This window comes from Actinokineospora enzanensis DSM 44649, assembly GCF_000374445.1.
Taxonomy (GTDB): domain Bacteria; phylum Actinomycetota; class Actinomycetes; order Mycobacteriales; family Pseudonocardiaceae; genus Actinokineospora; species Actinokineospora enzanensis.
In genome coordinates this window covers 1-9,354 of sequence record NZ_KB894473.1, presented here as the reverse complement: position 1 = coordinate 9,354, position 9,354 = coordinate 1, and the positions used below count along the sequence as shown (strand labels likewise).

Annotated in this window: 9 protein-coding genes; 5 read left to right on the top strand and 4 right to left on the bottom strand. The window is 69.3% G+C overall.

Features of this window, described 5'->3' with window-relative positions:
* Window positions 1–279: IS30 family transposase (locus tag C503_RS42375; RefSeq protein WP_018682247.1), on the top strand; the 279-nt coding region annotated here is incomplete at its 5' end.
* A 230-nt stretch (window positions 280–509) separates the two neighbouring features.
* Here the strand turns inward: C503_RS42375 and C503_RS46595 are convergent.
* Window positions 510–1,367 carry a coiled-coil domain-containing protein gene (locus C503_RS46595; RefSeq protein WP_156893790.1) on the bottom strand — a complete coding sequence of 286 codons (858 nt, stop codon included), beginning with the start codon at window positions 1,365–1,367 and terminating at the stop codon, window positions 510–512.
* A 171-nt stretch (window positions 1,368–1,538) separates the two neighbouring features.
* On the opposite strand from C503_RS46595, the gene C503_RS0136705 reads away from it, so the two are divergent.
* The 4 genes from C503_RS0136705 (at window position 1,539) to C503_RS0136690 (ending at window position 6,797) form a co-directional block, all read left to right on the top strand.
* Complete coding sequence (locus tag C503_RS0136705) at window positions 1,539–3,356, top strand: VWA domain-containing protein (RefSeq protein WP_018687181.1); 1,818 nt, start codon at window positions 1,539–1,541, stop codon at window positions 3,354–3,356.
* A gap of 40 nt (window positions 3,357–3,396) precedes the next feature.
* Complete coding sequence (locus C503_RS0136700; RefSeq protein ID WP_018687180.1) at window positions 3,397–3,957, top strand: hypothetical protein; 561 nt, start codon at window positions 3,397–3,399, stop codon at window positions 3,955–3,957.
* A 111-nt stretch (window positions 3,958–4,068) separates the two neighbouring features.
* The gene (gadC, locus tag C503_RS0136695; protein ID WP_084477514.1) at window positions 4,069–5,469 is read left to right on the top strand and encodes a glutamate/gamma-aminobutyrate antiporter GadC; all 1,401 of its coding nucleotides are present in this window, start codon (window positions 4,069–4,071) and stop codon (window positions 5,467–5,469) included.
* The gene (locus C503_RS0136690) at window positions 5,466–6,797 is read left to right on the top strand and encodes a dipeptidase (RefSeq protein ID WP_018687178.1); all 1,332 of its coding nucleotides are present in this window, start codon (window positions 5,466–5,468) and stop codon (window positions 6,795–6,797) included. The genes gadC and C503_RS0136690 overlap by 4 nt, the downstream gene beginning before the upstream one ends.
* Before the next feature lie 430 nt (window positions 6,798–7,227).
* Here the strand turns inward: C503_RS0136690 and C503_RS0136685 are convergent, their stop codons facing one another.
* From C503_RS0136685 to C503_RS0136675, 3 genes are all read right to left on the bottom strand, one after another.
* Entirely contained in the window at window positions 7,228–7,833 is a 606-nt protein-coding gene (locus C503_RS0136685) for a DUF4230 domain-containing protein (RefSeq protein WP_018687177.1), read from the bottom strand.
* Between the two features lie 100 nt (window positions 7,834–7,933).
* A complete protein-coding gene (locus C503_RS0136680) occupies window positions 7,934–8,482 on the bottom strand; it encodes a hypothetical protein (RefSeq protein WP_156893788.1) in 549 nt (182 codons plus the stop codon).
* Between the two features lie 606 nt (window positions 8,483–9,088).
* Window positions 9,089–9,354: ISAs1 family transposase (locus tag C503_RS0136675; protein ID WP_026316207.1), on the bottom strand; the 266-nt coding region annotated here is incomplete at its 5' end.

Sequence of the window (9,354 nt, the reverse complement as noted above, 5' to 3'; positions counted from 1 at the left end):
GAGATGGCCGATCACGCGTACTTCACCATGGCCACCGGAATGCCGGTCTATTTCTGTGACCCGCACAGCCCATGGCAGCGGGGCACGAACGAGAACACGAATCGACTGCTGCGCCAGTATTTTCCGAAGGGGACCGACCTGTCGGTCCATTCCCAGGCTCACCTCGACGCGGTCGCCCGGGAACTCAACGGCCGTCCCCGTGAGACCCTCGGCGGCTACAAACCCGTCGAGAAGATGAACGAACTCCTGCTCAGACACGGTGGCGCAATGACCACATGAGGTCAAGCCGCCCCACCAAGGGGGTGGGCCACACGAAACGAACGCTAGGCGATCATGACACCTGTCAATACCCCCCAGCCGGGACCTGTGGACGAATCCCAAGGCTTGTGGACAACCCACACCAGCCCCACCAACGGCACTCCGCCCGCGCGATCTCCTGCCCGCCCCGATCACACCGCAGGGCACGCCCCCACCCACCCGGGGGGCAAACCCGCCCTATACGAGGAACCCTAGCCTGCCTCGCCGCTTGTCAATATCCCTCGATCGGGACCTGTGGACGAATCCACGGCTTGTGGACAACTCCGCCCCGCCACCGACGGATCCAGCCCGATCTCCGCCTCCGCCACCAGCTCCCGCGCCGCCCGCAACCCGGCCGCGACCCGTTCCCGGTGCCGTAGCAGCAGCATCACCCGGTCGGCCGCGTCCCGTACCACCCGCTCGGCCTCGCGTTCGGCGCCGGTGCGCAGGTCCGTGATCTCGCGCATCGCCTCGGCGCGGCGGGCGGTCATCGCGGTCTCGAAGTCGCCGAGGATCTGGGTGCGCAGGTGGGCGGCCTGGTCGTCGAGCTCGCGGCGGCGGGTCTCCGCCTCGTCGGTCAGCTTCGCGGCCTGTTCCCTTGCCTCGTCGAGCAGGGCCCGGTGTTCGGCCTCGGTGTCGACCCGCCGCTGTTCCAGTTCCCGGATCAGCTGCTCGTGGCACCGCCGCCTGCGGATCTCCGCGTGCCGGTCGGCGGACCACGTCTGTTCCGCGACGGCGCGGGCCCGCGCGATGATCCCGTCGGCCTCCCGGTGCGCGAGCTCGACCATGCGGCGCAGGCGCTCGGACAGACCTGCCAGGGAAACCGGTGTTCGGCTGATCCGATCTATCCGATCCGACAGCCGCCGGTTCTCCGTGCGAACCGTCTCCAATTCCGCGGCCAGATTGTGCACGCGGGCGAGCAGGTCGTCGCGTTCCGAGGTCAGGTCACGCGCCTCGCATTCGACCCGCTCGACATAGGCGCGCACCTGGCCGCGCCGAAAGCCCGGCCAGGCGGTATCGAACCCGGTGCGTAGCGGCACCAGCTCGGGGACTCCATTGTGGACAGACACGACAACCTCCTCGGCGCGGGCATCGGTCGGCGCAACCGAGGGTCACCGACGACCGGTCCGACCGGCGCCACCCGGCGGGGGTGAAGATCTCGATTCGGCCTCGTCACTTACGAAACCGGGCACGGGCGCGATGCCCTCAGCACAAGGTCCACCGGACCGCTGGGAGGGCATGTGGTCGTCGGCCGTCGGCGCGCCCTGTACGTCTTCCTGCCCACCCTGGTGCTCGGCGTGGCGCTCGCGGTCGTCGCGTACCTGGTGGTCAGGCCCGACCCGTCGGCCAGCGGACCGCACGGTCCGTGCGTCCGGCTGGAGGTCAGCTCGTCGACCGAGAAGGACGAGCTGGTCGCCGCCATGGCCGACACCTACAACCACGCCGGGCGGGTGTTCGGCGACGGCCGATGCGCCGAGGTCAGCGCGCACGGACTGACCTCCGGCCTGGCCCTGGACGCGCTGGAACACGGCTGGCAGAACCAGAAGGACCCGCGACCGCAGGTGTGGCTGCCGAGCACCTCGCTGTGGCTGGACCGGATGGTCGCGCACGGCCAGGGCGACGCGCTCGCCGGACCGGACCATCCGTCGATCACCATCGGCGCGCTGGTCGTGGCCATGCCGGACCCGATGGCCGACGCGGTGCTGGCGAGGTGGCCGCGGCCGACCTGGGCGGACCTGTTGACCCTGGTCGACCGCGACGGCTGGGACGCGGTCGCGCCCGGCCGCGGCTGGGGCCCGTTCGTGCTGGTCCGGGACAACCCGGAACGCTCCTCCTCCGGCCTCGCCGCCACGGTCGCCACCTACCAGGCCGCCGCCGCGCAGGCCGGGGTGCCGTTGGACGACGCCGCGCTGGACAACCCGGCGGTCGCGACGTTCGTGCACCGCGTCGAGTCCTCGGTCGTGCGCCGCTCCGACGACGCGACGGTCTTCCTGCAGCAGGTGTACGAGGAGGACAAGCGACGTCCCGCGGTGCCGCCGATCAGCGCGATCGTCATGCAGGAACAGTTGGCCTACCTCTACAACCGGGGCGTGCCCAGCGGCGACACGCTGCAGATCGGCGCGCCGGGCCACGAGGAGCCGAACACCAGGCTCACCGCGATAACCCCGACCGACGGCACCATATTGCTCGACCACCCGTACGCGGTCATGGCCTCGGCCGCCCCGGAGCAACGGCTCGCCGCCGAGGACTTCCGGCGCTTCCTGCTCGACGAGGACCAACAGAAACGGTTCCGCGAAGCGGGTTTCCGCGATGTCGCCCACCCACAGACCCCGACGCCCGAACTGGTCGAGTTCACCCGGTCGGACCCACGGCAACGGGTGGAGTCGCAGCCGCTGCCGCCCGGACCGGTGGTCGACAAGATGCTCCGCAAGTTCACCGAGGTACGCAAACCCGCACGGGTGCTGCTGCTGATCGACACCTCCGGTTCGATGGCCGACCCGGAGTCCCGGCTGACCGACACCCCCAAGATCGACAAGCTCCGGGACGCCGCACTGGCCGCGGTCGACACGCTGGGCGGCCGGGACGAGGTCGGGCTGTGGACGTTCGCCACCGGGCACCGGGTGCTGGTCCCCGCGGACGGGACGCTGACCGCGCCATACGGGCAGGTCGCGGGCCAGGTCAAGGCGGCGATCGACGGGCTGCGCGAACCCGAGGGCCAGACCGACCTGTACGCGACACTGGCCGAGGCGCAGCGACTCATGTTCGACTCCCGGTCCACCGACAAGGTCAGCTCGATCGTGCTCATGACCGACGGCGAGAACTACCCGGACAAGGAGACCGCGGCGAAGGACGCACTGCTGCACCAGGTCGACGCGAGCCTCAACGACGGCCGGTCGATCCGGATCTTCACCATCCCCTACGGGGAGACCGCCGACCTGGACACGCTGCAGCAGATCGCGGACCGCTCGAAGGGCGAGTGCTTCGACGCCAAGACGCGGATCGCCGCGGAACCGGACCTGATCCGGCAACTGTTCGTCAAGGCGTTCAGTAACATCTGATCGGCGGAATGCCAATGACACGGACGAAGGTGGTGGGTTGATGCGACGACCACCCCTCGACGCCCTGACCGCCGCGGTCGTCGCGGGCGCGGCGACGCTGATCCTCGTACTCGGCATCGCACCGACGTGGCTGGCGATCGTCTGCGGCGTGCTCGTGCTCGCGATCACCCTCGGCGCGCACGCCGTGCTGTCCGCGCTGTTCGACCGGCGCGCGAACGTCCCGGAACCCCAGGCGGCCCCCGAGCCGGTGCTGGAGCCCGCGGAGGAGGTCGACCAGGCGCTGCACCGGATCCGCGCGGCCGCGACCCGGATCGGCGAGGCGGCCGTCAGCGCGCCCGAACTGCGCCCGCTCGCCGACCTCGCCGCCGAGGTGCGCGCCGCCGCGCAGCAGGTGGAATACGCGTTGCACGACACCGGCGACACCGTGGCCCGGCACCGGTTCCTGCTGATCCGCAACAGTGTGCGCACCGGCGCGGAGGAGATGGAGATCATCGCGGGCAAGGTCCCCGGCCTGCCCGCCGACGGGATCGTCGACGCGACCGACACCCTGGCGGTGATCGAGGAGTCGCTGCGCGACATCACCACCGCGCTGCGCAGCTGATCTCATCCGCTCCGGTCGAATCGGCCGCACCGGGCGACTCCGCAGGCTGAGGCGGTCCACACCGCACTCGACCGGGAGTTGACCCATGACCGCACACCGCTCGGGGCCGCGATGAGCGCGCCCGGACGCCCACAGTGGATCTCCTGGGTGGCGCTGGCGCTGATGACCACCAGCTCGGTGGCCAGCCTGCGACCCGCGCCGACCATGGCGGTCTACGGTCTCGCCTGCGTGTTCCTGTACCTGGTGCCCGCACTGGTGTTCCTGCTGCCCACCTCGCTGGTGTCCGCCGAACTGGCCTCGGGGTGGACCGGCGGCGTCTACAAGTGGGTGGCCGAGGGCATCTCGAAACCCATGGGGTTCCTGGCCGTCTGGTGCCAGTTCGCCATGACGATCTTCTACTACCCCAGCCTGCTCGGCTATGTCGCGAGCACGCTGGCGTACGTGTTCGACCCGTCTCTGGCGAGCAACGGCCTGTGGACCGCGCTGGTGATCGTCGTGGCGTACTGGTCGGGCGTCTGGGTCTCCTCCCGGGGGACGAAGGGCGTGTCGGGACTCGCCAGCTGGGGTCTCATCCTCGGTACATTGCTGCCCGGTGTGCTCCTGATCGTGCTCGGTGCGGTGTTCCTGGCCAAGGGCCACCCCTCGGCGGCCCCGATGACGGCCGAACACCTGCTGCCGCAGTGGACGGGCATGGCCAGCCTGGTCCTGATCGTGAACAACTTCCTTTCCTACTCGGGGATGGAGATGAACGCGGTGCACGTGTCGTCCCTGCGCAAGCCCGCCCGGGAGTTCCCCCGGGCGATGTTCCTGGCGATGGGCCTGGTGCTGGTCATCTTCATCCTGCCCGCGCTGGCGATCAGCTGGGTGGTGCCCGGCGACGAGCTGTCGCTCACGGCCGGGGTGATGCAGGCGTTCGACTCGGTGCTGGGCAAGTTCGGCTGGCAGTGGCTGACCCCGGTGATCGGGATCCTGCTGGTCACCGCCTCCCTGGGCGGCATGCTGACCTGGCTGGCGGGCCCGTCGCGCGGCCTGCTGCTGATCTCCCGTCAGGAGGGCTACCTCCCGCCGTTCCTGCAACGGCTCAACCGGCACGGCGTGCAGCGCAACATCCTGGTCACCCAGGGCGTGGTCACCACGTTCATCGCACTGCTCTACGCGTTCATCCCGGACGTGTCGAGCGCGTACTGGATCTTCTCGGTGATCACCACCCAGGTCTACCTGATCACGTACCTGCTGCTGTTCGTGGCCGCCGTGCGCCTGCGCCGCAAGCATCCCGACCACCCGCGCGGCTTCCGCTCGCCGATGCTGGTCGGCCTGTGCGGCCTGGGCTTCGCCGCTTCGCTGGCCGCGCTGCTGGTGGGCTTCGTGCCGCCGTCGCAGTTCGGCTCCGGCAACCCGGTGCTGTACTTCCTGATCGTGGGCGCCGGGGTGATCGGGCTGGGCCTGCTGGTGCCACTGCTGTTCTACCGACTGCGGAAACCGACGTGGCGACAGCCGGAGGTGGCGGCATGACCGACCTGCGCACCAGGATCGCGGCCCTGATGCCCCGTGCCCGCAAGGACCTGGCGGAGCTGGTGGCGTTCCGCTCGATCGCCGACCCGGAACACTTCCCCGCCGTCGAGTGCGACCGCGCGGCGCAATGGGTGGTGAACAACTTCGTCGACCTGGGCTTCGCCGATGCCCGGCGCATACCGACGGCGGACGGCAGCGAGGCGGTGGTCGGCACACGGATGAGCCCGGTGCCGAACGCCCGGACCGTCACCCTGTACGCGCACCTCGACGTCCAACCACCACTGGACGACGCCGCCTGGCGCACACCCCCGTTCGAACTGACCGAAGTGGATGGACGCTGGTACGGCCGGGGCAGCGCGGACTGCAAGGGCAACATCGTGACGCACCTGACCGCGCTGCGCGCCTTGGGCGCGGACATCCCGGTGCACCTGAAGCTGGTCGTCGAGGGCTCGGAGGAGCAGGGCACCGGCGGACTGGAGCAGCTCCTGCGCCAGTCGCCGGAGCTGGCCAGGGCCGACGCGATCCTGGTCTGCGACACCGGGAACGCGGCCGTCGGCCGCCCGGCCGTCACGGTCAGCCTGCGCGGCATGGTGGACCTGGTGGTGACCGTCACCGCCCTCGACTCCGCCGTGCACTCCGGGATGTTCGGCGGCGCCGCACCGGACGCGTTGGCCGCCCTGGTGTCGATGCTGGCGACCCTGCGCTCGCCCACCGGCGCCACCACCATCCACGGCCTGGCCCACGACCAGACCTGGTGGGGCGAGCCATATCCGGCCGACCGCTTCCGCCGGGACGCGGGCGTCATCGACGGCGTGCGCCTGCTCGGCGAGTCCCCCGCGGACATGCTGTGGGCCCGCCCAGCGGTCACCATCCTGGGCATCGACTGCCCGTCGGTCGCCGACTCGGCCGCCGCGATCACCCCTCGGGCATCCGCCCGCCTCAACCTCCGCGTCCCCCCGGGCACCACGGCCGCGACGGCCGCCGACGCCCTGGTGAGCCACCTGCACACCGTCGCCCCCTGGAACGTCCGCATCCACACCCACGTCCGTGCCACCGGTGATCCCTTCCACACCAAGACGACCGGCCGCGCCCACCGGACCATCGCCGAGTCGCTGCACGAGGCGTACGGCACCGAACGAGTCCTGCTCGGCCAGGGCGGCTCCATCCCGCTGTGCACGGTCCTGGGCGAGATCGCCCCCGACGCCGAGCTGATCCTGATGGGCGTCGAGGATCCCGCCGCCCTCATCCACGCCCCCAACGAGAGCGTCGACCCCCGCGAGATCGCCGCCATGGCACTGGCCGAGGCCCTCTTCCTGCACGACATCTGATTCCCCCACGGTCCCGCAATCCTGTCGATTCCCGCCACCGGAAATCCAACAGGATTGCGGGACTCCGATCAACCAATATAAGCCCCATCCGCACAATCGGGCGACACCGGTCTCTTTTCCCACCCTTCCTCGCACCGCAAAATACGCCCCCACCCAACCGGGGGCGGGCCCACAGGAGACTAGCGATCCCGGCGCCTTGTCAATACCCCCGAGCGGGCCCTGTGGATGAATCGGCAAGCCTGTGGACAACCCGCTGACACGATGGAATGACAGCTGTCTCGAAAACCGCCGCCAATCCCACCGCAAACACGCCCCCGCCCACCCAGGGGGGCGGGCCCACTAAATGCAGAATACCGGCCGCGCCACCCTGTCAATACCCCCGCTCAGGGCCTGTGGACGAATCACGAGGGCTGTGGACAACCCGAGCCGGTCAGCCCTTGACCGGCGTCGTCATGTGGTACCCGAGCCCGGTGAACAGCCCGTTGAGCATGGCCAACGTGTTCTGCCGCGCCCGCCCGGTCAGGTTCGCCCGCTGCGCCGCCTCGGAGATCTTCTTCTCCGCGGCCACGTAGAACTCGCGCTGGTCGGTCGGAGCACTCACCAACGCTGCCAGCTGGTCCCAAAGCCCCTTGTCCTGCCGGTAGACGTAACTGCGGCTGTTGTCCAGGTTCGGCTTGCTCAGCTGCGCGTCCGGCAGTCGTACAGCCACGGTCTTCTTCTCCTGGTCCACCGTCAGCGCCTCGGCAGTCAGCGTCCGGAAGTCGATATACGCGTCCACACTGCCCGCGGCGACGAACAGCGTGCGTTCCCCGGCCAGTTCGGACGGCACGTACGACACGTCCTTCTCGATGTCCACCACGACCTGGAAGTCCCCGGCCGCGGCGTGGTACTCGCTCAGGTCGCGGACGGCCTGCAGCACGGCGGGTTGGCTCCGGTCGATGGTGTTGGTGCCCGGGGCGAAGCGCACCCACCCCACGACGCCCAGGACGACGACCACCACCGCGGCCGAGGCCACCCAGACCCACTTCTTGCGCACGGCACTCACCTCCGCCGGTGACGTACCTCGCCGCGGGCAGCCCGTCACACACACGACTGCCGGTACCCCGGAACCCGGTGGTGTAACTGCGCCATTCGGCTCAGGCGCGCAACTCCCAGACGATGATGTCGAACCCGGTGCCGCCGAGGTAGGTGACCCGCGCGATCCGACCGCCCGATGTCCGGACGCACATATACGCGCCTGCGGGCGGATCGAATGTGGATATATCGGTCAATCGCCCGACTTCGCCCATACAGTCGCGCGGGGTCGGCTTTCCCGGTCTCGACCACATGGTGATCGACGCACCGGGACCGGGCGCGATGCCCGCGATCTCGTCCTTGCGCAGATCCGCGCCGACCTCCGAGCCGACGGCGGGCTTGTGGTCCAGGTCGATTCCCCCGTTGCTCACGTGCACCTGCCCGGACCAGTACACGTTGTCGGGGACGGGCGCGCGCGGCGAGAGCAGGTCGTCGTGCAGCAGCAGCGGGATTGCGGCGGTGAGGACGATCCCCAGCAACCCCAGCCCGAGCGGGACCGCGAACCAATGCTTCTGCAATTGCTGGTCTATTCGCACGGCACGCCCCGAACCCGCTCGGACACCACGCGCGTGCGCGGTTGTCGGGCGGTGCGGGTCGGGAACCTCGACCATGCCGAAATCCTGCCCCCACCCGCGCGCCCAGCGGTCACCCGCGTCCGCCATTCACCCCGATGGCTCAGCGGGCGGGACCACTGATCGCGGACAAAGGTCCAGGTCGTACTGCGGTGACCGAGATGTCCACATCCTCGGAAACCGTCCACGGTCGGCTGTTGGGGGCTATTGGCAGGTTTCATGATCCGGCAATGAAGTAGGTCGGCTCTGTTTCGCGGAGGGGATAGCGAGGGCAAAAAGGACAAGGTTCACTCGGTCGGGGACGCCTTCGGTTTAGACCGTAGTTGATGGCCCGGACGAGGGGTAGTGCCGTCGCGGTTACTTGTTGACACCTCGCCGTGACAGGTCGACGAAAGTTGTCCTCCGCTTCCGACTTGTCCGCCGCCCCCGGCAATCATCCACACCGATATCCCCGGCGCCGACTCCGGCCGCAGGGCTCCGGCCGCAGGGCTCCGGCCACGCGCCCGCCGAGTTGTCCACAACCGCCCCGATTCATCCACAACTCCCGATCGGGCGATATTGACAAGCCGCGAGGCAGGCTAGGGTTCCTCGTATAGGGCGGGTTTGCCCCCCGGGAGGGAGCAGGGGGTCGGCAAAGTCGTTTTGTTAGTGGGTGGGGATTCCGAGCAGTGTGAGTGGTCGGTGTGGGTTGCGGCTCATGTGGCGTAGGCCTTGGGCGATGTTGTTCCATCCGTGGTGGCGCAGGGTGTTGATGGCGAGGTTGCGGAGGCTGGCCATGACGCGGGGTGCGTTGCCGGTGCGGACGTGGGATGCGTCTTCGGTGTAGGTGACGTCGCGGACCCAGTGGAGTCGGTTTTCGATGTGCCAGTGGTTGCGGATGTAGGTGGCGACCCTGGTGGGGTGTGCGTGTT